General features: G+C 55.5%; 20 protein-coding genes and 1 other annotated feature. Of the genes, 18 read left to right on the top strand and 2 right to left on the bottom strand.

All coding sequences use genetic code 11. From position 1 onward, the window contains the following. Window positions 1-52: 52 nt before the first annotated feature. Together DNH61_RS21040 and leuS are read left to right on the top strand one after the other, a co-directional pair. Complete coding sequence (locus DNH61_RS21040; protein WP_111148784.1) at window positions 53-826, top strand: class I SAM-dependent DNA methyltransferase; 774 nt, start codon at window positions 53-55, stop codon at window positions 824-826. Window positions 827-904: 78 nt separating this feature from the next. Beyond that, window positions 905-1,142, top strand: a binding site (T-box leader). Window positions 1,143-1,199: 57 nt separating this feature from the next. Further along, window positions 1,200-3,638: a leucine--tRNA ligase gene (leuS, locus tag DNH61_RS21035; protein WP_111148783.1), complete on the top strand. Its 2,439-nt coding sequence runs from the start codon at window positions 1,200-1,202 to the stop codon at window positions 3,636-3,638. 133 nt (window positions 3,639-3,771) lie between these two features. On the opposite strand, the gene comER is transcribed toward leuS, so the two are convergent. After that, window positions 3,772-4,599, bottom strand: coding sequence for a late competence protein ComER (gene comER, locus DNH61_RS21030; RefSeq protein ID WP_111148782.1), 828 nt, complete (start codon window positions 4,597-4,599; stop codon window positions 3,772-3,774). A gap of 162 nt (window positions 4,600-4,761) precedes the next feature. Here comER and DNH61_RS21025 point away from each other — a divergent pair, with 162 nt between their 5' ends. From DNH61_RS21025 to holA, 7 genes are all read left to right on the top strand, one after another. After that, the gene (locus tag DNH61_RS21025; protein WP_111148781.1) at window positions 4,762-5,391 is read left to right on the top strand and encodes a ComEA family DNA-binding protein; all 630 of its coding nucleotides are present in this window, start codon (window positions 4,762-4,764) and stop codon (window positions 5,389-5,391) included. 121 nt (window positions 5,392-5,512) lie between these two features. Further along, window positions 5,513-6,805, top strand: a complete 1,293-nt coding sequence (locus tag DNH61_RS21020; RefSeq protein ID WP_111148780.1) for a homocysteine synthase — start codon at window positions 5,513-5,515, stop codon at window positions 6,803-6,805. Window positions 6,806-7,008: 203 nt separating this feature from the next. Next, window positions 7,009-7,533, top strand: a complete 525-nt coding sequence (locus DNH61_RS21015; protein WP_111148779.1) for a deoxycytidylate deaminase — start codon at window positions 7,009-7,011, stop codon at window positions 7,531-7,533. Window positions 7,534-7,677: 144 nt separating this feature from the next. After that, window positions 7,678-10,299, top strand: a complete 2,622-nt coding sequence (locus DNH61_RS21010) for a DNA internalization-related competence protein ComEC/Rec2 (protein WP_181438810.1) — start codon at window positions 7,678-7,680, stop codon at window positions 10,297-10,299. Between the two features lie 251 nt (window positions 10,300-10,550). Continuing rightward, window positions 10,551-11,099, top strand: a complete 549-nt coding sequence (locus DNH61_RS21005; RefSeq protein WP_111148777.1) for an RNA polymerase sigma factor — start codon at window positions 10,551-10,553, stop codon at window positions 11,097-11,099. Next, window positions 11,096-12,433 (top strand): anti-sigma factor family protein, encoded by a 1,338-nt coding sequence (locus DNH61_RS21000; protein WP_111148776.1) that lies wholly within the window; start codon window positions 11,096-11,098, stop codon window positions 12,431-12,433. Before DNH61_RS21005 ends, DNH61_RS21000 begins: the two co-directional genes overlap by 4 nt. 225 nt (window positions 12,434-12,658) lie before the next feature. Next, the gene (holA, locus tag DNH61_RS20995; RefSeq protein ID WP_111148775.1) at window positions 12,659-13,678 is read left to right on the top strand and encodes a DNA polymerase III subunit delta; all 1,020 of its coding nucleotides are present in this window, start codon (window positions 12,659-12,661) and stop codon (window positions 13,676-13,678) included. A gap of 131 nt (window positions 13,679-13,809) precedes the next feature. Here the strand turns inward: holA and rpsT are convergent, their stop codons facing one another. Then, window positions 13,810-14,082, bottom strand: coding sequence for a 30S ribosomal protein S20 (gene rpsT, locus DNH61_RS20990; RefSeq protein ID WP_111148774.1), 273 nt, complete (start codon window positions 14,080-14,082; stop codon window positions 13,810-13,812). 219 nt (window positions 14,083-14,301) lie between these two features. On the opposite strand from rpsT, the gene gpr reads away from it, so the two are divergent. From gpr to dnaK, 9 genes are all read left to right on the top strand, one after another. Next, a complete protein-coding gene (gene gpr, locus DNH61_RS20985) occupies window positions 14,302-15,303 on the top strand; it encodes a GPR endopeptidase (protein WP_111148858.1) in 1,002 nt (333 codons plus the stop codon). A 173-nt stretch (window positions 15,304-15,476) separates the two neighbouring features. Next, window positions 15,477-16,751 (top strand): stage II sporulation protein P, encoded by a 1,275-nt coding sequence (spoIIP, locus tag DNH61_RS20980; RefSeq protein WP_111148773.1) that lies wholly within the window; start codon window positions 15,477-15,479, stop codon window positions 16,749-16,751. 28 nt (window positions 16,752-16,779) lie between these two features. Next, window positions 16,780-17,190 (top strand): hypothetical protein, encoded by a 411-nt coding sequence (locus DNH61_RS20975; protein WP_111148772.1) that lies wholly within the window; start codon window positions 16,780-16,782, stop codon window positions 17,188-17,190. Between the two features lie 149 nt (window positions 17,191-17,339). After that, complete coding sequence (lepA, locus tag DNH61_RS20970) at window positions 17,340-19,154, top strand: translation elongation factor 4 (protein WP_111148771.1); 1,815 nt, start codon at window positions 17,340-17,342, stop codon at window positions 19,152-19,154. 100 nt (window positions 19,155-19,254) lie between these two features. Next, window positions 19,255-20,421: a radical SAM family heme chaperone HemW gene (gene hemW / locus DNH61_RS20965; protein ID WP_111148770.1), complete on the top strand. Its 1,167-nt coding sequence runs from the start codon at window positions 19,255-19,257 to the stop codon at window positions 20,419-20,421. Between the two features lie 79 nt (window positions 20,422-20,500). Beyond that, complete coding sequence (locus DNH61_RS20960; protein WP_111148769.1) at window positions 20,501-20,962, top strand: N-acetyltransferase; 462 nt, start codon at window positions 20,501-20,503, stop codon at window positions 20,960-20,962. Window positions 20,963-21,201: 239 nt separating this feature from the next. After that, window positions 21,202-22,227 carry a heat-inducible transcriptional repressor HrcA gene (gene hrcA, locus DNH61_RS20955; RefSeq protein ID WP_111148857.1) on the top strand — a complete coding sequence of 342 codons (1,026 nt, stop codon included), beginning with the start codon at window positions 21,202-21,204 and terminating at the stop codon, window positions 22,225-22,227. A 55-nt stretch (window positions 22,228-22,282) separates the two neighbouring features. Then, the gene (gene grpE, locus DNH61_RS20950; RefSeq protein ID WP_425452290.1) at window positions 22,283-22,885 is read left to right on the top strand and encodes a nucleotide exchange factor GrpE; all 603 of its coding nucleotides are present in this window, start codon (window positions 22,283-22,285) and stop codon (window positions 22,883-22,885) included. A 96-nt stretch (window positions 22,886-22,981) separates the two neighbouring features. Continuing rightward, entirely contained in the window at window positions 22,982-24,826 is a 1,845-nt protein-coding gene (gene dnaK, locus DNH61_RS20945; RefSeq protein WP_111148768.1) for a molecular chaperone DnaK, read from the top strand. Window positions 24,827-24,945: the final 119 nt, after the last annotated feature.

Here is a 24,945-nt window from a genome sequence, read left to right as displayed (position 1 = left end):
GGACCGGACGCTCACAGCAGGATCGGTGACAATCGGTTGGTATGGAGGCATTATGCGCGCATATAAGCAATTCGCGTCGGTTTATGACCGGCTGATGGAGGAAATGCCGTATCCGGAGTGGCTGAGGTTTGCCAGAGAGTGCTGGCAGAGGGGAAGCATGCCGGAGACGGTTGTGGATCTCGGCTGCGGGACGGGCAGTATCTCGATTCCGCTTGCCCGGTCCGGCTTCCATGTATACGGCATCGACTTGTCAGCCGACATGCTGACGGTTGCACGGAGCAAGTGGGAGGAGTCGCCGCAGCAGGCGATTCGCTCGAATGCCGGATCCATCCGCTGGCTGCAGCAGGATATGCGGGGTTGGGAGCTGCCGGATCCGGTGGATACGGTTGTATCCTTCTGCGACTGCATCAACTACCTGCTTGAGGAAGAAGATGTAGAGGCCGCTTTCCGTGCCACCTTCAAGTGCTTGAAGGATGGCGGTGTGTTCCTGTTTGATGTACATACGCCGCTCACGCTTCAGCGGTACGCTGATGAGCAGCCCTTCACGCTTGACGAACGGGATGTCGCTTATATTTGGACGAGCGAGCTTGAGCAGAAGCGGCTGGAGATTGAGCATCATCTGACGATTTTTGCCCGTGAGGGATCAGCTCGGGATGCGAGATACATCCGGTTTGAAGAGACGCATGTGCAGCGGGCCTACGAGCAGGCTTGGCTGCGCGGAGCCTTGAGCCGGGCCGGCTTTGAGCGGATTGAGGTCTATGCCGACTTCAGCTGGAACGCGCCGGATGAGAAGAGCGAGCGGCTGTTTTTTGTAGCTTATAAGTAATCTCTGCCCGGTCCACAGCGCGCAGCGCTTGACAGCAGGGTTCGCCTTTTTTATAATCGAACTAACATTTTTATCTATATATGAGCTGAGAGAAGGAACAGTACTTTCGGTTATCCGGATCAGAGAGTCGGCGGCAGGTGCGAGCCGAACCGGTAGCGAGACGAACTCGCCTTTGAGCTGCATCGGTGAACTGCCGTTAAACCGGCAGACAGCCGTGCCGTCTAGTCCGCGATAAGGACGAACGAGTGAGCAGGGGCAAAGCATGCATCTGCTAACTAGGGTGGTACCACGGGAAAATCAACCTCTCGTCCCTAGCGGTTTACGCTATGGATGAGAGGTTTTTTTGCTGATAATAAGGGGGCATATGATTCCAATGAGTGAGAATCAGAGGCAAGGCTACAATCCGTTAGTAATCGAGCCGAAATGGCAGCAGTATTGGGATAAGAACAAGACCTTCGCGACGACCGAGGACCCGGCGAAGCCAAAATTTTATGCGCTGGATATGTTTCCGTACCCTTCAGGAGCGGGTCTGCATGTTGGCCATCCGGAAGGCTATACGGCTACGGATATCGTATCCCGCTATAAGCGGATGCGCGGCTACAACGTGCTGCACCCGATGGGCTGGGACGCGTTCGGCCTGCCTGCCGAGCAGCATGCGCTCAATACGGGCGAGCATCCGCGCGATTTTACCGTCTTCAATATCAATAACTTCCGCCGCCAGATCAAGTCGCTGGGCTTCTCCTATGACTGGGACCGCGAGATCAGCACGACGGATCCGGAATATTACAAGTGGACGCAGTGGATCTTTATCCAGCTGTACAAGAAGGGCCTTGCCTATGTGGCAGAGGTGCCGGTGAACTGGTGTGAAGCGCTGGGAACGGTGCTGGCGAATGAAGAGGTCATTGACGGCAAGAGCGAGCGCGGCGGCCATCCGGTTGTGCGCCGTCCGATGCGTCAATGGGTGCTGAAGATTACCGAGTACGCCGAGCGGCTGCTGGAGGATCTGGAGGAGCTCGACTGGTCGGAGAGCATCAAGGATATGCAGCGCAACTGGATCGGCAAGTCGAAGGGCGCCGAAGTGACGTTTGCCATTGAAGGCCATGACAAGGACAGCCTCGTCGTCTTCACGACAAGACCCGATACGCTGTTCGGCGCGACATACTGCGTACTGGCCCCTGAGCATGAGCTGGTTGGACGCATCACAACTAATCAGCAGCGCGCTGCTGTAGAGGCTTACCAGGAAACGGCTGCCCGCAAGAGCGATCTGGAGCGGACGGACCTGGCCAAGGACAAGACGGGCGTATTTACTGGTGCTTTCGCCATAAATCCGGTCAGCGGCGCGAAGGTTCCGGTGTGGATTGCCGATTATGTGCTTGCTGGCTACGGCACCGGCGCCATCATGGCGGTGCCGGGTCATGACCAGCGCGACTGGGAATTCGCGAAGCAGTTCGAGCTGCCGATTGTTGAGGTTGTCGAAGGCGGCGATTTGTCGAAGGAGGCTTACGCCGGAGACGGTCCGCATGTGAACTCGGACTTCTTGAACGGCCTGACGAATGAGGCGGCAATCGCGAAGGCAATCGAATGGCTGGAGCAGGAAGGCAAGGGCAAAGGCAAGGTAACTTACCGTCTGCGCGACTGGCTGTTCAGCCGCCAGCGTTATTGGGGCGAGCCTATTCCAATCCTGCATCTGGAAGACGGCACGATGAAGCCGGTGCCGGAATCTGAGCTGCCGCTCCTGCTGCCCGAGGTGGACGAATTCAAGCCGTCCGGCACAGGCGAGTCGCCGCTTGCCAACGCGGAGGACTGGGTGAACACAGTCGATCCGGAAACAGGCATGAAGGCGCGCCGGGAGACGAATACGATGCCGCAGTGGGCGGGAAGCTGCTGGTATTACCTGCGGTTCATTGATCCGCATAACGATAAGGAAATTTGTTCCCCGGAGAAGCAGAAGCAGTGGCTGCCGGTTGACCTGTACATCGGCGGTGCCGAGCATGCGGTGCTTCACCTGCTCTATGCCCGTTTCTGGCATAAGGTGCTGTACGATCTTGGCGTGGTTGCCACGAAGGAGCCGTTCCACAAGCTTGTTAACCAGGGCATGATTCTTGGGACGAACAACGAGAAGATGAGTAAATCCCGCGGCAACGTTATCAACCCGGATGATATCGTAAATGAATACGGCGCGGATACGCTGCGCATGTACGAGATGTTCATGGGTCCTCTTGAGGCGACTAAGCCGTGGAACACGAACGGCGTGGAAGGCTCCTACCGCTTCTTGAGCCGGGTATGGCGTCTGTACATTGGGGAAGACGGCGAGCTGAACAGCAGAATCACGGACGGGGAAGGCAGTGAGGCGTTCAAGCGGACCTGGCACCGGACGATCAAGAAGGTAACGGAGGATTATGAGCATCTGCGCTTCAACACCGCAATCAGCCAGATGATGATCTTCGTAAACGAAGCCTACAAGGCGGAAGAGCTGCCGCGCAAGGCGCTGGAGGATTTCCTGCAGCTGCTGTCGCCGGTTGCTCCGCATATTGCGGAAGAGCTCTGGGAGAAGCTCGGCCATTCGGGGACGATCTCCTATGCGGCTTGGCCGTCCTTTGAGGAGAAGTGGACAGTGGACCAGGAGGTCGAGATTGTGGTCCAGGTCAACGGTAAAATCATGGACCGCATCGCGATCGCCGCTGATACGGATGAAGCCGAGATGGAGCGCATTGCCAAGGAAAGCGCGAAAGTGCAGGAGGCGACCGCCGGCAAGACCATCCGCAAAGTCATCACTGTCAAGGGCAAGCTCGTTAATATCGTAGCAAATTAATATACGGCAGCTGCACGTTAAGTGCGCTTAAGGCTCCGGCATGAAGCGGGCTGGGGGCGGCGGCAGGGCATCGCAACGGGATGGCAATGCTGCCGCATCCAGCACGGCTGCCCGGGCCGGAGCCAAGGCACAGTTACCTGATAACGGTAAAGGATTGGTCAACCTTCTCAAGATCTTCTCTGAATTTTGCATGAGTGGTCTTGATAAGCCGCTGAAAGACGCCATCCAGCTCGTTGCCCAGCATCGTAAGCGCCTTGGCGGTAATCCCGCCCGGAACAGAGACGCGTTCCTGCAGCATTTCAGGCGTCATTCCGCCTTCGGTCAGGAGCTGACCGGTCCCGAGCAGCATGTTGCTGGCCAGTCGAACCGCTTCATCGCGGTCGATTCCGGTTTCCTCCACAGCGGCATCGACGAACTGCTGCAGCAGAAATGCCATAAATGCCGGGCCGCAGCTGGAGAGATCCGAGACGATACGTGTGTATTTCTCATCAATCCGGATCGGTTCACTGATATGGGAGAGAAGGCCTTCAAGCATCTGCCGTTCCTCCATCAGCACGCGTGCGCTGTACATGCATAGGGAAGCGCCGCTAAGCGACAAATTCGTAATACTTGGAATGACCTTTGCCACCTTGCAGGGGAGCCATTCCTCCAGATGGGCCAGAAGCACTGGACTCGTGATCGAAATGATCATCTGTTCCGGCTGCACGCTGGCCCTTATTTCGTCTATGACGTTCTTGAATTCCAGCGGCTTGATGCAGAGGAAGATGAGATTGCTTCCCGAGATGGCGTCGACATTGTCGGGATAGGCCCGCATGCCAGGATGCCGGACCGCAATTTGTTCGGCCTTGGCGAAGGTTCTGTTGCTGATGGCAATCTGCGAGGGCTCGAGTGCGCCTGAGCGGACGAAAGAGTCAATCAGGATGCTGCCCATGCTGCCCGTTCCGATAAAGCTCACTTTCATCAGGATCTCTCCCTTTCATAAAGGGTAGTATGGTGCTCTAACTACACTATGAACGGCTGTTCGTCCAGCATTCCTGCTTTTTTGACATAGGAAGCACTAGATAACGTTATAAGTCGACTTGATGAGAATTAGGGATTCATTTGGATAGGAGGTGGCTGCAGGATGAGACGGATATCGAGCGGCGGGCTGCTGCTTGCGGCCGGGTTGGCCCTGATAGGGGGCGTGCTGCTGTGGAATGCGCTGCTTGTGGAGAGCGCCCGCAACCTTCCGCCTTGGGAGCCGGTAAACGAACGGTTAGAGGCCTCGCTGCAGGCTGTCAATGGGAGCGGTGGAGAAGCTCCCGGAAGCGGCAGCGGGTCAAGCAGCGGAGCGGACGGGGCCAAAGACAGCGGGACAAACAGCGAAGCAAATCGTGGAACGAAGAACGGAACGAACAGTAGTGCAAGCAGCGGAGCGGACAGTGACGCAGGCAGTGGAGCAAACGGTGGAGCGGACGGGGCGAACAGCGGCGATAGGGGTATTGCTGAGGATGCGGGGGCAGCAGGCGTTAGCCCGGCGCAAACGACCGGCCCCCCGGCAGCCGCGGCAGCGGATAACAGGCTGGACCTGAACCGGGCCTCTGCCGAACAATTGCAGGAGCTGCCCGGAATTGGCCCCGCCAAAGCGAAGGCTATCGTGGAGGACAGGCAGCAGAACGGCTTTTATCGTTCGGTGGATGAAATCACCCGGGTGAAGGGAATCGGCCCCAAGATGCTGGCCAAGATGAGGCCGCTGGTCACTGCTGTCCCCTGACGGCTGCCGCTGAAACAGGACCAAACCTGACAACAGATGACATAATTGTTGTAGACATGCTTTTCTTGTGCGAGAATGATAGAGATAGCGTTAATCAGGAACTGACAAAGGAGATGTTGACATGAAGGAACAACGCAAACCAAGCTTGGACACGCTGGCCGTTCACGGCGGGCAGGAGATCGACCCGACAACTTTATCCCGTGCAGTGCCGATCTATCAGACTACTTCATACGGCTTCAAGGATACCGACCACGCAGCCGATCTGTTCGCGTTGAAGGAGTTCGGAAACATCTATACACGCCTGATGAATCCTACGACAGATGTATTTGAGAAGCGGGTGGCGGAGCTGGAAGGAGCGCCTGCTGCACTTGCGGTTGCTTCCGGACAAGCGGCCATTACATATTCTATCTTGAACATAGCCGGAGCAGGCGATGAGATTGTCTCGGCTGCCAGCCTGTATGGCGGTACCTACAATCTGTTCTCCATGACACTGCCTAAGCTTGGCATCAAGGTGAATTTTGTTGATCCGTCGAACCCGGAGAACTTCCGTGCGGCAATTACCGAGAAGACGAAAGCACTCTATGCCGAGACGGTTGGCAACCCGAAGGGGGATGTGCTCGATATTGCCGCCGTGGCAGCGATCGCCCATGAGCACGGCATTCCGCTGATTGTGGATAATACCTTCCCAAGTCCTTACCTGTGCCGTCCAATCGAGCATGGGGCAGATATCGTTGTTCACTCGGCGACCAAATTCATCGGCGGGCACGGCACGTCGATCGGCGGCGTCATCGTGGACGGCGGCAAATTCGACTGGAAAGCAAGCGGCAAGTTCGAAGGGCTTACGACCCCTGATCCAAGCTACCACGGCGTTGTCTACACCGATGCGGTTGGACCGATAGCTTACATTATTAAGGCGCGGGTTCAGCTGCTGCGCGACATGGGCGCGGCACTGTCGCCGTTCAACTCCTTCATGCTGCTGCAGGGGCTTGAGACCCTTCATCTGCGGATGGAACGGCACAGCAGCAATGCTCTGCAGGTGGCCCAGTATCTGGAGAATCATGAAGCGGTGGAGTGGGTTAACTATGCGGGACTGGAAAGCCATCCGTCCTACAAGCTGGCTCAGAAGTATATGCCATCCGGCCAGGGCGCCATTCTGACCTTCGGCATCAAGGGCGGACTCGAAGCAGGCAAGAAGCTGATCCATTCGGTAAAGCTGTTCTCTCACCTGGCTAACGTAGGTGATTCCAAGTCGCTTATTATACATCCGGCCAGCACCACACACCAGCAGCTGGGTGAAGAGGAACAGGTCGCTGCGGGCGTATCGCCGGGCATGCTTCGCCTGTCGATCGGCACTGAGGGCATCGCGGATATTCTGCATGACCTTGAGCAGGCGATTCAGGCCAGCCAGGCATAGGGCTGCCGGGACAAGCGGAACGCTTTCTGCTCCAAGGTGCAGCTGCTCCGTCAAGGCACAGGAGGCCTTGTGCATTCCGTTAGCGGTTCGGGTATAATGGCTGCATAACGCAACAGGCGGAGCGGAGTATGTCCCCGATAAACCGTCTGAAATCTGGCCGTGGAGCAGAAGCGGGCCGGCTTTAATGGAAAGGAAGAAGCGGGATGTCAAGCACAATCAATGTCCGCAAGGATTGGGACACGTATTTTATGGATATTGCCTATATGGTTTCAACCCGGTCGAGATGTCCGAGACGCCATGTCGGCGCTGTTCTGGTACAGGGCAAGAAGCTGCTTGGAACAGCCTACAATGGGGCGCCGTCGGGTGTGCCGGATTGCTCAGAGGCAGGCTGCATGATTGCCGAGCAGTATGAGCTTGCCGTTGTCGATGGTGTTGAGCAGATGGTCAAGAAGGAACGGTGCATCCGGACGATCCATGCCGAACAGAACCTGCTTCTGTTCACGGACCGGATTGACCGTGAAGGCTCTACGGTGTATGTAACGGACCAGCCCTGCTGGACCTGTGCCAACATGCTGGCGAACAGCGGCGTTCAGGAAATTATATACCACCGTGCTTATCCGAAGGACAGCGATAAGGTAAACTGGCTGATGGAACAGAAGGGCATCGCCTTCCGTCATATGACCGGCTATGTGCCGCCGGAGCAGACCGCGGGGATCACTGCACCTTAACGCAGCCTCCCCGCAGGATAAGCTGCTGCGAATCAGACAGAGCGGGATAAGAAGTTGAGGAAGAACCTCCTTGTAGTTTACGAGGGGGTTCTTTTGCGTTTTTTTACAGGCTGATATTCATGTGAATAAGAGAGGGGGATGATTGTGCCAGAGTTTAACCGAAGGCCGATTGTCTGGTTTACGGTCTGTTATGTCGGCGGCAGCTCGGCAGCCGCTGCCCTTGATATGCGCGGCATGCTGCTTGCCGGTGCGGCGCTGCTGCTGTGGCTGCTGGCGCTGCTGGCCGCCGGCAGGCTGCCGCGCGCGCTGGCGGCGGCGTGTTTCGCCGCCTTCGCGCTGGCTGTGGGCGGGCGTCTGTGGGCCGACGCCCGCAACACAACCGGCCTCGGCCTCTGGACAGAGGCGGCCGAGGCCGGAGCTCCACCGGAAGCAGCGGTGGAGGCAACGATTGTTTCCGCGGTCAAGGTCGACGGCGACCGCGTTTCCTTTCGCGCGGCGGTCCGCTCCGCCCGCGTAGGGGGTGAGGCTCCGCTCGGGCTCCGCGAGCGGATGCAGGTGACGGTCCGGCTGAGCGAGGAGCCGGACCTGGCGGTCGCCGCCCGCTGGAAGCGCGGCGACCGCGTCAGCCTGGCCGGCCGGCTGGAGCGGCCGGCGCAGGCCAGCAATATCGGCGGATTCGATTACCGCCGATATCTGTACAGCCAGCGGATTCACTGGCTGGTACAGGTGAAGGGTGCGGCCGGTGTGACCGTTACCGGCCGTGAACGGCTTTCCGCGGCAGCGCTTATGGCTCACGCCGATGCGGCAAGGGAGTGGCTCGGCAGCCGGATGGAACGGCTGTTTCCTGGGGAACAGTCGGGTTATATGAAGGGGCTTGTCCTCGGAATCAGGGAGGATCTTGACCCGGATCGCTACCGCCAATTCGCCGAGCTGGGGCTCACGCATATTCTGGCGATATCAGGTCTTCATGTGGCCGTCTTCATTGGGGGTCTTGGCTGGGTGCTGCGCCGGCTGAGAATAACTAGGGAATCGATGTACACGCTTCTCATAGCTGCTGTTCCCCTCTATGTCGTTATGGCCGGTGCGGCGCCCTCTGTTATGAGAGCGGGCATTATGGCTGTCATCGGGCTTGCGGCAGCCAAGTACCATCTGCTGAAGGATGGCCTGCATGTGCTGTCAGCCGCCGCTCTGCTTATGCTGGTCTGGGATCCTTATTATTTGACAGAGGTCAGCTTCCAGCTGTCCTTTACGGTCACCGCCGGACTTATACTTGGCGTGCCGCGGGTTCGCGCCCTGCTGCCGAAAGGGGGCAAATGGAAAGCCTTGTTGGACCTGGCCGCCGTGTCCATGGTTGCGCAGGCGGTAAGCTTTCCGCTGTCGATATACTATTTCAACCAGTTTCACTTGCTTTCCCTTCCGGCTAATATGCTGCTTGTGCCCTTCATCAGTATGCTGGTGCTTCCGCTGGGCTCTGCAGCTCTGCTGCTGTCGTTTGCCTGGTTTCCGGCAGGCAGAGCAGCAGCATGGCTTGCGGAGTGGGCGAACGATACTACTTATGCGCTTAGCAGCCTGCTGGAGAAGGGCAGGATGTTCCGGTTAATATGGCCATCGCCGCCGGCCTGGTGGATTGTCTTGTGGTATGCCGTCCTTCTTCTGCTGTTCAATCTGCTTGCAAGGCGGAGCATCAGCTATCAGGCGGACCGTTCTTCTTTCCGTCTTGGGACATCCTGGGTGCCGGTTCTGCTGCTTGTCTGTATGGCTCTCTACGCTTACACGCCGGACCGCTTCCAGCAGACGGCCGTTGTTTCCTTCCTTGACGTGGGCCAGGGAGATGCCGTGCTGATCCGCACACCTGCTGGCAAGCACTATCTAATCGACGGCGGCGGTACGGTCAGCTTCCGGAAACCGGGCGAGGAATGGCGTGAGCGCCATGATCCTTATGAGGTGGGGAAAGACACAGTAGTTCCGTTATTGATGAAACGGGGCGTCCATACACTTGATGCCGTCATTGTATCTCACTTGGACACCGACCATATCGGCGGCCTTCAGGCGGTGCTGGACACGATACCGGTACGAATGCTCATCTGGAACGGTACGGTCAAGTCCTCCCCAGATGCAAGCCAGCTGCTTGCGACGGCCGTCCGCAGGAATATTACCGTGATTGCTGCCCACCGGGATCTGCCGGAGTACCGTACTGATCAATACAGCAGCTTTCATTTTCTCTGGCCTTATCCGCAAGTACAGGAAGAATCGGCAGAAGCGCCTTCAAGCGGCAGCGGGATGTCTGCAGCGCTGCCTGAGGCGCCGGATCAGAATGAGCTCAGTGTAAGTCTCCTGTGGACGCTGTATGACCGGACGTTCCTGTTTGCAGGCGATTCGGGAAGCGTGAGCGAGGAAGCCATGCTTGCGGCCGAGCAGGGCCACCCGGCAGGACCAGCCCTGTCAGCCAAGGACGAGTATGGGGCCAAGGGGACATCAGTCGATGTTATGAAGCTGTCCCATCATGGCAGCAGGCATTCGAGCTCCGCTTCCTGGCTGGCTTACTGGCAGCCGGTTGAGACGGTTGTGTCTGCTGGCCGGAAGAACCTGTACGGTCATCCTCACCCGGATGTGCTGCAGCGTGTGAGGAATGCCGGTGCTGCGCTTCGCAGGACGGATAAACAGGGAGAAATTCAATACAAGATTACAAGAGACAGTATGGAAGTCAGGAATGCCCTGGAAGCGGCGGCTCTGACAGCTTTAGAAACGCCCGAAATGACAAAATAATCTTGTTGCCGCTAGTCCAGTGTCCATATACGCTGGGCTTTTTTTCTGTTATGCTGAGAGGTGGACGGCCGCCTGGCAGCTGTCCGTTTTATTTGGTTTCCAGAAGGCAGGAAGGCTGAAACGGTGTCTTGAATCCGTGCCTTGGGGAGCCAGCCATTTATACTTAAAATTTTTATAAAATCATAGAATGTTTACCGCAACCTTTTACCCGGTACTTCCGTCTGAGAGGTTGCAAGAGAGGGGGATCCTTCGTGGTGGAGCCTGGTCTCATCAGAGCCGCTCAATTAGGCGATCGCGACGCCTTAATTACCCTGCTGCGCGAGATTGAAACGCATGTCTACCGGACGGCCTATTACATTGTAGGGAATGAGCAGGATGCGATGGACGCTGCGCAAGAAGCGCTCATCCGCATTTATACGAAGATCAACTCCTACGAGGAAAAGGCGCTGTTCAAAACATGGGTTCAGCGCATCGTGACCAATATCTGCATCGATAAATTCCGTAGAAGCAAACCGACGGTTTCTATTGAGGAGCATGAGCTGGTCTTCCGGGAAAAGCAGGATGTCGAAGAGGAGGTTCTCTCGGCATATGCGGCCAAAGATGTACGTGAGGCAATTGACAAGCTGCCTGAGCATCACCGGGCTGTCGTTGTTCTCCGGTACTTGCAGGATTTTTCTTACAATGAGATAGCAGACTCGCTTGATCTGCCGCTTAATACCGTCAAGTCGTATTTATTCCGGGCAAGGCAGCAGCTGCAGGGCTTACTGCAAGATTATCAGAAAGGTGGTGTCCGAGGATGACTTGTCAAGAGGTGATGGAATTGATGCAGCGACAGCTCGATGGCGATCTGGATGAGCGCGAAACAGCCGACTTGACGGAGCATATCAGGCATTGCCCCGAATGCGAAGCCATGATGGAGCGCTTGAACCGATTATCCGATGAATTAGAAAATCTGCCGAAAGTGCAGCCCAGATACAGCTTGGTCGATGCGATTCTGCCTCAGCTCGAACAGATTGACCAAATGCGTGAGGAGAACCTGCTTCTCACCCAAACGTCTGACGATCTGGAGATTGAGCAGGCGGCAGCCTTGGCTTCATCCTCTTCCGGACGCTCACGTGTCGAACGCCGGTCAGCGAGCTGGTTCGAACGCCGCTCGGTCCGCTGGTTAAGCGGTGTGGCAGCAGCGGGCTTGGTCATTGGGCTATTCCTGTTCACCTATGAACCGCAGCCGTTCGGCCAGGGTACACAAAGCTTCATGCTTGAGTCACGGTCCGGCAGCTCAGACGGTGGAGCGGGTGATGAAGCTGCGAATTCTTCAGAGACATACTCGGTGCAAAATCAAATGGGTGCTGCCGATGCAGGCGCAGGGAACACTTCAGACAGTATGGCAGGTTCGGATAACGAGCCTTCAAGCGATGCTGAAGAACGTTCAGCCTTGCGAAGCGGCGCTGACAAGAACAGCAGCTCGCCGGCCTCCCCTGGGAGCGACGCACCCGGCGAAGACCCGCGTCCTGCAGCCCGGCAGGATAGAACAGAGAGCAGCGGCTCCGCAGCGAAGAGGCCTTCTGCTGCAGAATCGAACACCTCAGCCGGGAATGCCGCTGGTGCTGACTCGTCCGGCGGGACCAATCAACCCGCAGCGGTTGCGCCTCCCGGCAGCAGCAACCAGCCGGTGGCTGATAGCAGCGAACGAGAGGACGCCGGGGCGCTTAACAACGGCAACAGCACAGAAGCAAACGGAAGCAGCCCACCGGCTAATAAGGGGATTACGGCAGAGGGCGGCACAGCGGAAGAAGAAGGGATCTATTCTACTGCAGAGCCAGAAGATACTGATAATACAGGCAGCTACAGCAACATGGGAATCACTTCTGAGCCCTCTTCTGATGCAAAACTGAAGCATGAGCTGGTTTCGCCTAATGGCGTCTACCGGGCGGTTGTAACAGACCGCAAGCTGATGGTTGTAGAAGAAACGGCCGGAGGCACCGTGTTTGAGAGCCGGACGAAGAATGGTGACATCTCGATTACCGGCTGGACAGCGGACAGCGCTTCGGTTGAATACGAGGTGCTGACTAAGGACGGAACGGTGGAGCGTTACCGGGTTGACATCAACCTTGGTACCGAAACCAAAATTTGATCTGGCAGCAGCCGCACACTTTCTCTGATTTCGACGTATGATACGGTATAGAGATTAGCCGAAAGGGCCTTGATCTTCGTTATGACCATCCGCGGTAACCGGGTACCATGGACCCGGATCGCTGATGTTTATATAGATTATCAAGGACAAAGGGATGAAGCCGCTTGCGGCATCATCCCTTTGTTGCGCATAATGGTGTAAGGATGTTGGGAAGGAGAAATGCATATGAACCCCAGTACGGCCGCCAAAGAAATCAATAGCGGACAGTTTCGCCCGGTTTACGTGCTGTATGGCAAGGACAGATACCGGATGCAGGAGTTCGTTGCCTATTTGTCGGACAGGCTGCTGGATAAAGAGGAACGCGACCTCGGTATTGTGAAGTTTGATACTGCGGAAACGCTGGTGGATGAGATGATGCTTGAGGCGGAGACGATGCCCTTCTTCGTGGCCCGCAAGCTTGTGCTGGTCCGAGACCAGACGGTATTTGCAGCTGGTGCCAAGGAAGGGAAGCTCCAGCATGACATCGACCGCCTGTTGGAATACATAAAGCAGCCTACAGAATCGACGGTTATCGTCTTCCTGGTACATAGCGACAAGCTTGATGAACGGCGTAAAGTCGTGAAGCTGCTCAAGGAACGAGACAGCGTAATTGCTTTCCAGGAGCTGGACGGAGCGGAGCTCATCCGCTGGATTACCCGGCGTGCTACCAGTCAGGGGAGGACCATATCAGAGGCAGCGGCCGACCGGTTAGTCCTTAGAGTGGGGACCAATCTTCAGGCGCTTGCGCAGGAAACGGACAAGCTGTGCTTGCATGCAGGTGCCGGAGGCACCGTCCGTGAGGAGGATATTGAACTGCTCACGGCTCCGTCGCTTGAAGAGGATGTGTTCGCCCTAATCGATGCTATGTCCGGGTCACGCGTTGACCGGGCTTTGCAGCTCTACAGACAGCTGCTGATCCGTAAGGAAGAGCCGATCAAGATAACGGCGCTTGTCGTTCGGCAGTTCCGTATGATGCTGCAGATCAAGGAGCTTGAAGGCCGAAGCTATTCGCATCAGCAGATGGCTTCCATTATTGGTCAGCATCCCTACGCAGTGAAGCTTGCGGCAGAGAAGGCGCGCAGCTGGAAGCCGGAACGGCTGGGCCGTCATCTGGCCGCGCTGGCTGATTTGGACTACCGCATGAAGACGGGGCAAGTGGATAAGGAGCTGGGGCTTGAGCTGTTTCTGCTGTCGCTCGGTGCCTGATTTCTTTCAAAAATAAGGCCGCTGCTCGTCATTTCCCGAGCAGCGGCCTTCCTGCTGTCTGCATAATACAGAGACAAAAAAATAGAGGGTTCCCCCTCTATTTTTGCTGTGCATCTATTCTCGTCTTTCGATTAAGCTTGCGCAGAAAGAGCGTTCAGCTTTTTCGCCAGGCGGGATTTTTTGCGGGCAGCGGCATTTTTGTGGATCAGACCTTTGGATACAGCTTTATCAAGCTTCTTCGAAGCCGTGACAAGAGCCGATTTTGCAGCGTCAGCATCCGAGCCTGCGATTGCTACGTCAGCATTCTTAACAGCTGTACGAAGTGCGGATTTTTGGGATGCGTTAAGCGCACGGCGCTTCTCGCTTGTTTTAACGCGTTTGATCGCGGATTTAATGTTTGGCATGTGGTTCACCTCCCGTAATACGGAAATACCCAGTCTCAATCAATCCTTACCGGCGGTTGTCCAGCGTATGTACGATCCCCCGATAAAGGATAGACTTCGAGACAACAACTTGAAATATTCTATCATGCGCAGTAGTAAAAAGCAATAGCTGATGCATAAAACGGTAAGCGGAACACATACTAACAAAAACTAGCTTGATTGGGGGAACGATTTGCTATGCTGGAACTAGACCTGGGGGCTTATAATATTCGGACTGACCTTGCATTGGAGGCTAAAGAGCTTGCCGAGTCAGGGAGCGGTCAGCCCGTACCCGGCCTGCTGTCTGAGGTCGTCCAAGAAGAAGGAATTACGATCACGAGAATGATTGTTGAGAACGAAGCTGCTTCAAATGCAATCGGGAAAATGATTGGTCATTACGTTACTCTTGAGGTGCCAGGGCTGCGCGGTCAGGACACCGGGCTGCAGGATCATGTGGCAACAAGCTTTGCGAGGGAGTTTGAGGCGTTCATGAGCCGGATTGGCGTTTCAGCGCAGGCAAGGACGCTGATCGTCGGTCTTGGAAACTGGAATGTGACACCGGACGCCCTTGGTCCGCTGGTTGTAGAGAATACGATGGTGACGCGGCACTATTTTGAGTTGATGCCTGATCAGGTGGCACCGGGCTATCGTCCAGTCAGCGCCGTTGCACCGGGTGTGCTGGGGATTACCGGAATTGAATCCAGTGAAATTGTGCAGGGCATAGTTGAGCGGACGAAGCCCGATCTGATTATTGCGATCGATGCGCTCGCTTCTAAAGCGGTCGAACGGGTAAATACGACCATCCAGATTGCGGACACAGGCATTCACCCGGGTTCGGGTATTGGCAATAAGAGACGCGGGCTGACCAAAGAGATATTGGGAGTGCCAGTCATAGCAATCGGCGTACCTACCGTGGTGTATGCTTCAACGATCGTTAACAACTGCATTAAGCTGATGTCCGAGCATTTCGGCAGACAGACGGGCAACACCGGCCCGATTCTTGGCATGCTGCCAAGCCTCCCCGAGCAGGAGAGACTGCAGCTGGTCAAGGAGGTTCTGCAGCCTGTCGGACACGATCTGCTCGTGACGCCGAAGGAAGTTGACCAGTTCATTGAAGACATTGCCAATATTATAGCAAGCGGCCTGAACGCAGCCCTGCACGAAGCGGTTGATAAATCGAACGTTGCCGCCTATACGCACTGAAAAAATTTGCAAGCTTCCTCGCAGCGGACAGCAGCCGCCAGCCCCTAAACGGGCCGGGCGGCTTTTTTGTGCTGTATCCGGATTGTCCTCTCGTAAATGGTTCTATGAATCTGCCTAATCTCATAGGTTGGTAGTAGATCACTAAGCGATCCGAACGAGGAGGACTATAACGAATGAAACGTGTAACCGTTCAGTGGCACGCACCGCGAAGCAGCGAGTCGGTCCGCAGGCTGCTCGTCAAGGGCCGCACCTTCGCAGCGCTGTCTCTCTGTTCCATGATGCTGATTGTAGCGGCCGGGCTGGCAGGAATATTCCACAAGTCGTCTGCGGACTCGCCGATTTCGTCGATGAAGGGCTTTGCGGCAGCTGTATCCAGCGCGCTCTTCTCGGATATGCTGAGTATGGAGCTGCCAGCCTATGAATCTTCCGGACCGGCTGCTGAGGTCAGCGGCAAGCAGGCCGCTTCCTTCCTGGTCAGACTGCTTACCGATATTAATCCTTCCGATCCGAAAAGTCTGATCGCCGGCGAACTGCCGGGCCTGCGGGATGACAGTGCTTTTCTGCTCCGCAGCGGTACGGGAACCGATGTTGCCCTAGGTCCGGAGGATAACAGGCCGCTCCCGTCCGAAGGGGCCGCGGAGGGCGGAGCCGAGCAGCCGAATGAAGATGGACATGCCCCGAGCAGCGGCAACTCAGAGCCGCGTGAGAGCGGAGAAGGCGGGCACGAAGCTGACCCGGCAGAGGAGTCCCAGCCTGATGAGGCTGCCAGACAGACAACAGGCGGGCGCAAGGTTGTATTCATCTATCATTCTCACAGCCGGGAATCCTGGCTTCCTGAGCTTAAGGAGGGCGCGAAGGATCCAAGCTCGGCTACCAAGAACATTACGCTTGTCGGCAAGAGGCTGGCGAAGATGCTGGAGCGGCGCGGAGTAGGCGCAGAGCATTCGGATACCGACTACCCGACAGCTATCGATGGCTACAGGTGGGAGCTGTCCTATAAGTACTCCGGTAAAACGGTAACCGATGCGATGGCTTCGAACGAGGACTTATCCTTCTTCTTCGATATTCACCGGGATTCCCAGCCGCGAAGTGTGACTACCGCGACCATTAACGGCAAGTCCTATGCCCAGGTTTATTTTATCATCGGACACCGCAATCCTAGATGGAAAGAGAATGAGGCCTTTGCTACAAAAATACACAATGCGCTTGAGAAGGCTTATCCGGGTATTTCGCGCGGCATCTGGGGCAAATCGGCCGCTACCGGCAACGGCGAATACAACCAGTCCCTGTCGACCGAAAGTGTCATCATCGAGATTGGCGGGATCGAGAATACTCTGCAGGAATCGTACCGAACCGCTGATGCGCTCGCGAAGGTCATAACGGATATATATTGGGAGCATGAGAAGGTTAACGGCAAGCAGGGCGCGGCTAAGCCGGTTGCCTCATAAATATACTGATCATAGAGGAGTGACGGATATGAAACGGAAACCTTTCCAATGGGCAATGGCAGGCGCCCTGCTGGTTATCCTTCTGCTGTATGGGCTCGAAATGTCGGCGGACGGAATCGGCAGAATTTATGGCCCGCTTGATCATGCAAGCCAGCAGCAAGGGATGGAGGTGCAGCTGAGTAAGGAGCCGCCGCCAGCCGAGGCAGCTCCGCTGGAGAATGGTCCGGCTGTGGAGCAGAATGATCTGGCTGCCGGAAACTCAGCGAAATCAGCCGAAGCGCTCCCAGGGGCTGCCGGGCAGGGGCTTGCAGGCTATTCGCCGCCTTCCGGTGAAGCCTCCGTTAATAAGGCGGCGGAGGGCGCGGCCGGATTTTTGCAGGGCTTGTCCAGCGGGGGAATCAGGCTCGTGGTTTCGCTCTTTGACGCCATTGCGGGCTAAAGCTGCCGGATGCATTCTGCATATTTGACCGGGTCTTGGAAGCCAGCGGCATCATCAGGTGTGAATTTCATCCCTCTGATTGCTGCCCCCGCCTTCTACTGTTATAATGGGAAGAATGGTTAGCATTAAAGAGGTGTGGGGGATTCATAATGACTGATGTCCGCAATCGGCAAAAAAAAATTCGCAACTTTTCCATAATCGCGCACATCGACCATGGCAAGTCGACGCTCGCAGACCGGATCCTGGAGTATACCGGAGCGCTTACGTCCCGGGAAATGCAGGAACAGGTACTCGACCAGATGGACCTGGAGAGAGAGCGCGGCATTACAATCAAGCTGCAGGCTGTTCGACTGTCCTACCGGGCGGATGACGGCGAGGAATATATATTGAACCTGATCGATACACCGGGACATGTCGACTTTACGTATGAGGTTTCCCGGAGTCTGGCTGCTTGCGAAGGTGCGCTGCTTGTCGTCGATGCTGCCCAGGGAATCGAGGCGCAGACACTTGCCAACGTTTACCTGGCACTTGATAACAATCTTGAAATTCTGCCTGTCATCAACAAGATTGACCTGCCAAGCGCTGAACCGGAGCGTGTGAAGCAGGAGGTTGAAGATGTGATCGGGCTTGATGCGAGCGATGCCGTGCTGGCTTCGGCGAAGGCGGGGATCGGCATCAAGGAAATTTTGGAGCAGGTTGTGCAGAAGGTGCCAGCCCCAACGGGTGACCCGGACCAGCCGCTTAAGGCACTTATCTTCGACTCCCATTACGATCCGTACAAAGGGGTTATCGTCTATGTGCGCGTAGTGGACGGCAGCATCAAGGCCGGCACGAAAATCCGTTTTATGGCAACCGGCGCTGAGTTCGAAGTGATTGAGGTTGGTGCGTTCAAGCCGCGCATGTCGATCGTGGACGAGCTTGCTATCGGCGATGTAGGCTTCGTGGTGGCAGGGATCAAGAATGTCAAGGACACGCGCGTTGGTGATACGATCACAGAGGCGAAGCGCCAGGCGCCGGAGCCGCTCCCGGGCTACCGTAAGATTAACCCGATGGTATTCTGTGGTCTGTACCCGATCGAAACGCAGGATTACAACGATCTGCGGGAGGCTCTCGAAAAGCTGGAGCTTAATGACGCTTCGCTGCGCTATGAACCCGAGACGTCATCAGCCCTGGGATTCGGATTCCGCTGCGGATTCCTTGGCCTGCTTCATATGGATGTTATTCAGGAGCGGATTGAGCGCGAGTTCAATATTCCGCTTATCACAACCGCACCGAGCGTTGTGTACCGGGTTATGCTGACGAACGGCGAAGAGCTGCAAATTGACAACCCGTCCAACTATCCCGAGGTTGGCAAGATCGACTACGTGGAAGAGCCGTACGTCAAGGCGGGGATCATCGTGCCTAATGACTATGTCGGCGCAATCATGGAGCTCTGCCAGGGCAAGCGGGGCGAGTTCATTAACATGGAATACCTGGATACGAACCGGGTCACGCTGACTTACGATATTCCGCTCTCGGAGATCGTATACGACTTCTTCGATCAGCTGAAGTCGAATACGAAGGGATACGCATCCTTTGATTACGAGCTGTCGGGCTACCGCAAGTCAAACCTCGTGAAGATGGACATTCTGCTCAATAACGAGCAGGTGGACGCCCTCTCGGTTATCGTTCACCGTGACCGCGCTTACCAGCGGGGCCGGGTTGTCTGCGAGAAGATGAAGGATCTGATTCCGCGTCAGATGTTTGAGGTGCCGATTCAGGCATCCATCGGCACGAAGGTTATTGCGCGTGAAACCGTTAAGGCTATGCGCAAGAACGTCCTTGCCAAGTGTTACGGCGGTGACATCAGCCGTAAGCGCAAGCTGCTCGAGAAGCAGAAGGAAGGCAAGAAGCGCATGAAGCAGGTAGGCAGTGTAGAAGTGCCTCAGGAAGCGTTCATGGCTGTCTTGAAGATCGACGACTAACAGCAGCAGAGCATGATATATATTTTTGCCGTCCCGGACGCTTCAAGTCCGGGACTCCTGCGTTTGCGGGTCAAATTGGTTTAGAGGAGGTTACTGCCGGATGCTTCATACAACACCAGCAGCGTTATATATTCATATCCCCTTCTGTACGAACAAGTGCCATTATTGCGACTTCAATTCGTTCGTGCTGAAGGGACAGCCGGTGGACGAATACCTTGAGGCGCTCGAACGCGAGATGGAGCGGACGGTGCAGGCCCTCCCTCCAGGCGAAATTAAGACGGTGTTTGTTGGCGGAGGTACACCGACCGTTCTGACACCTCCGCAGATGGAACGTTTTCTTGCAGGCGTAGCGCGTTATTTTCCGCTAGCAGAATCGGTGGAATTCTCCATGGAGGCCAACCCGGGGACGACTGATCTGGATAAACTCCAGGTCATGCGGGCGGGTGGTGTCAACCGGATCAGCTTCGGTGTCCAGTCCTTCGATAATGTGCTGCTGGAGAGGATCGGCCGGATTCACGACATAGATGATGTTTACCGGAGTATTGAACTGGCTCGCCAGGCCGGCTTCGATAATTTGTCCATCGACTTGATGTTCGGTCTGCCTGGCCAGACGATGGAGCAGATGGATGACAGCGTGTCCCGCGCGCTGGCGCTGAACCTGCCTCACTACTCGTTATACGGGCTTAAAGTCGAGGAGAATACGCTGTTTCATGCCCTCTATGAGCGCAACGAGCTTCCGCTGCCTTCCGAGGAGCAGGAGCTTGGCATGTACAAGCTCATTATGGAGCGTCTGAGAGGCGCGGGACGCAGACAGTACGAGATAAGCAACTTCGCGCTGCCCGGCTTCGAAAGCCGGCATAATATCACCTATTGGCGCAATGAGCCATACTATGGTCTTGGCGCTGGTGCACACGGGTATGCGCATGGTATCCGGCATGTTAATATCAAGGGCGTCCAGCCGTTTATTGATGCGACGCGCACAAGGCTGCCGAGACTTGGCGAGGAAGCCGTTGCGGAGCATGAGGCGATGGAGGATTTCATGATGGTCGGCCTTCGGATGCTGGGTGGAGTCCGGGATCAGGATTTCGCTGCGCAGTTCGGCGGGCTGACAATTGATTCTGTCTTCGGCACCGTGTTAAAGCCGCTTATCGAGAATGGATTGCTGGAGCATTCGGCTGAAGAAGGCAGCTATAGGCTGAGTGAACGGGGAATCCCGCTTGGCAATGAAGTGTTCGGCGCGTTTATCGCATCGCTTCCTGTGAAATAGTTCTTGAGTGTTTATTCTCTCTGTTGTATATTTATTCATGTTATGGGACACGGGCGGTTGAATGCCAGGGGGGAACATCATGGAAGCAGTATGCAGAAGAGCGACAATTGAAGATGTGGATACGTTGTATCTGTTAATAGAAGGCTATGCGAGGAAGGGCATCATGCTGCCCCGCTCAAGGGAGACGCTTTCCCGCCAGATCGACACCTTTGTTGTAGCCGAGGTGGAGCAGGAGATCGTCGGCTGCGGCTCACTGTGCCGACTTGGTTCAGAGCTGGTCGAAATCCGCTCGCTGGGTATGTCGGATGGCTACAAGGGTCTTGGGATCGGAAGCAAGCTGGTTGACCGGCTCATTGAGGAAGCAAAGTCACAGCGAATCCCGAAGGTGATGGCTTTGACTTATGAAGCCCGCTTCTTCCAGAAGAATGGCTTCGAGATTGTCGATAAGGATATTTTCCCTGAGAAGGTATGGACAGATTGTGTGAATTGTCCCAAGCAGGAATGCTGTGATGAAATCGCTGTGCTTAAAATTTTGAACTAATTCGTCTAAATCATTAAAAAACCGCTCTGCTGCCGGGCGATTGCATATCCATGCTAAATAGGGCTCAAAATACTGAACTGACTTGACAATCGTCAAGGCGGTTTGGTATTTTTGTATTATTGGTTAGCACTCACTGCTAACGAGTGCTAACGGCAGGTGTGCAGCGGCTGAAGCTGCTGAATAATCACTTATATGAGGCAGTAATTATACAGAATGAACGAGCCAGGGAGGGATTCGCGGTGTTGACGGAAAGACAACGAATGATACTGAATGCTATCGTGGACGACTATATTCGTTCGGCTGAGCCCGTCGGATCACGGAGCATATCGAAACGGGGAGGCGTAGGCTTCAGTCCTGCGACGATCCGCAACGAGATGGCCGACCTCGAAGAGCTCGGTTTTTTGGAGCAGCCGCATACATCGGCAGGCCGCATTCCGTCGACCAAGGGGTATCGGTATTATGTCGATCACCTGGTTAAGCTGGAAGAGGTTAATGAGGGTGATCTTCTGCGTGTCCGTTCCTTCTTTGCGAAGAAGATGAATCAGATGGAACAGATCATACAGCATGCTGCTATGATTCTGTCCAATATGACCAATTATACCTCGATTGTTCTCGGACCTGAGACCTTCGACAATTCCCTGAGGGCATTCCAGCTTGTCCCGCTTAATGATTCGTCTGCGGTCGCGATTATCGTGACGAATACCGGGCATGTGGAAAACCGGACCATATCGATCCCGCCTGACTTTGATATGTCGGAGCTCGAGAAGGTTGTCAACATTCTGAATACCAAGCTTGCAGGCGTGCCGCTCCATCGGCTGCAGTCCAAGCTGTTCAGTGAAGTGGGCGAAGAGCTCGGCCGTTATGTGGATCATTGCGAGATGATCATGGACTCCTTGGGCAAGGCGCTCTCCTCCGAGAGCGAGCATCGTGTGTTCCTCAGCGGCGCTTCCAACATGCTGACTCAGCCGGAGTTCAAGGATGTAGACAAGGTGAAGACGATCATGGACTGGCTGGATGAGACACCGGTTCTGATGAAGGCATTCACGTCACTTCCGTCGGGCATTCAGGTGCGGATCGGCAGCGAGAATGATCATGATGCCATTCACACCTGCAGCCTGATCACGGCAAGTTATTCCATAGACGGCAAATCGCTTGGAACGATCGGCTTGCTGGGGCCAACCCGGATGGATTACGGCAAGGTTATCAGCCTGCTGGACGTTCTGTCGAAGGATATGGCGGTTCTGCTTGGCAGATGGTATAAATAAACATCTCGCAACGCGTGAGATGCGAAGCAGTGCATTTTAAGGAGGTGAATGATACGTGGCAGAGCAAGAGAAGGTGAACACTGTGGAAGAACAGGAAGATACATTGAACCAGGGTGCTGACGTTCAGGAAGAAGCAGCCGTGGACCATAATGATGATATAGACAGCAGCGAAGACAGTGGCGAAGCTGGCGGGCAGGAAGAATCGGCATCAAGCCGTGAGCAGGAGCTGGAGCGGCTCGCAGAGGAACATCAGCAGCGGCTTCTTCGTACGCAGGCGGACTTTGACAATTTCCGCAGACGGACGCAGAAGGAAAAGGAAGAGCTGGCTCAGTATGCTTCAATGAAGCTGGTTGGACAGCTGCTGCCGGTAATGGACAATTTCGAGAGAGCTGTAGGAGCCTCCAAGGAAACCGGCGACTTCGAAGCGTTGTCCAAGGGAGTCGACATGATCTTCCGCCAGATGGCACAGCTTCTGGAGCAGGAAGGCCTGCGTCCGATGGAATCGGTCGGCCAGCCGTTTAATCCTGAATTCCATCAAGCCGTTATGACGGTCGAGTCTGACGAGCATGAGGAAGGCATTGTCGTTGAAGAGCTGCAGAAGGGCTACATGCTCAAGGAGAAAGTACTGCGTCCGGCAATGGTTAAGGTAAGCGGCTGATTAAGCCGGCTTAAGCGAGCCTGATTTTACTTATGAACATGAGATGTCTCTGCTTACTTAAATAGGATCAGAAGAAATAAAGGAGGAAGCTGTATAATGAGTAAAGTTATCGGTATTGACCTTGGTACGACCAACTCCTGCGTAGCCGTTATGGAAGGCGGAGAGGCAGTCGTTATCCCGAATCCGGAAGGCAACCGCACAACACCTTCGGTCGTTGGCTTCAAGAAGGACGGAGAGCGCATTGTCGGTGAAACGGCTAAGCGCCAGGCGATCACCAACCCGGACCGCACGATCATTTCGATCAAGCGCCATATGGGTACGAGCCACAAGGAAACAATCGACGGAAAAGAATTCACGCCGCAGGAAATTTCCGCTATTATTTTGCAAAAGCTGAAATCCGATGCCGAAGCTTATCTCGGCCAGCCTGTAACACAGGCTGTTATCACGGTTCCGGCTTACTTCAACGACAGCCAGCGTCAAGCGACGAAGGATGCGGGCAAGATCGCGGGCCTCGAAGTGCTGCGGATCGTCAACGAGCCGACAGCAGCGGCGCTTGCTTATGGTCTGGAGAAGTCCGAGGACCAAACCATTCTGGTATATGACCTTGGCGGCGGTACGTTCGACGTATCGATTCTGGAGCTGGGCGACGGCTTCTTCGAAGTAAAAGCTACGAGCGGTGACAATCGTCTCGGCGGTGACGATTTTGACCAAGTCATTATTGATCACCTGGTATCCGAGTTCAAGAAGGAGCAGGGCGTAGACCTGTCCAAGGACAAGGGTGCTGTACAGCGCCTGAAGGATGCAGCTGAGAAGGCAAAGAAGGAGCTGTCCGGCGTACTGACGACAACGATCTCGCTGCCATTCATCACGATGGTAGACGGCGTTCCTCAGCATTTGGAGATGAACCTGTCCCGTGCCAAGTTTGAAGAGCTTTCGGCAGATCTTGTTGAGCGCACGATGGGCCCAACCCGTCAGGCACTGAGCGACTCAGGTCTGTCTACAAGCGACATTGACAAGGTTGTGCTCGTCGGCGGCTCTACCCGAATCCCGGCTGTACAGGAAGCGGTCAAGAAGCTGATCGGTAAAGACCCGCATAAGGGTGTAAACCCGGATGAAGTAGTCGCGCTCGGCGCTGCGGTTCAAGCGGGTGTACTGACTGGCGATGTGAAGGACGTTGTGCTGCTTGACGTTACTCCGCTGTCCCTCGGTATCGAAACAGCCGGCGGCGTGTTTACGAAGATGATCGACCGCAACACGACGATCCCGACAAGCAAGTCCCAGGTATTCTCGACCTATGCGGACAACCAGCCAAGCGTAGAAATTCACGTCCTGCAGGGCGAGCGCTCGATGGCCCGCGACAACAAGTCGCTCGGACGCTTCATGCTTGGCGATATCCCGCCGGCACCGCGCGGCGTACCGCAAATCGAAGTTACCTTCGACCTTGATGCCAACGGTATCGTGAATGTATCGGCGCTCGACAAGGGCACTGGCAAGTCCCAGAAGATCACCATCACATCCTCCAGCGGCCTGAGCGATGAAGAGATCGAGAAGATGATGAAGGATGCCGAGCTGAATGCTGAAGAAGACCGCAAGCGCCGTGACCTGGTTGAAGCGAAGAACGGTGCGGACCAGCTCGTTTATACCGTTGAGAAGACCATCAAGGACCTTGGCGACAAGGTGGACGCAGGAGAAATCCAGAAGGCGGAAGAAGCGAAGGAGAAAGTGAAGAAGGCGCTGGAAACCGACAACCTGGAAGAAATCAATGCGGCAACCGAGGAGCTTACCCAAATCGTTCAGCAGCTGTCTGTCAAGCTGTATGAGCAGGCTTCGGCTGATCAGCAGGCTTCCGGCGGTGCGGATGCAGGCGGAGAAGCGAAGGGCAAGGACAACGTAGTGGACGCTGACTACGAAGTGGTGGACGACAACAAGAAATCGGAATAATCCTGCCTAAGCGGCCGCATGTCTCGGGCATGCGGGTGGCGGGGGATGGCATATCGGCCGGCATATGAAACGGTGGCGCTCTTCTTCATGGAGGGCGAGCCGTTTTGTGCTTGTGTCAG

This window comes from Paenibacillus sambharensis, from assembly GCF_003233845.1.
In the GTDB taxonomy this organism is placed as follows: domain Bacteria; phylum Bacillota; class Bacilli; order Paenibacillales; family Paenibacillaceae; genus Paenibacillus_I; species Paenibacillus_I sambharensis.
The sequence above is the reverse complement of the archived record's forward strand: the minus strand, read 5'-3'. Positions and strand labels throughout refer to the sequence as shown.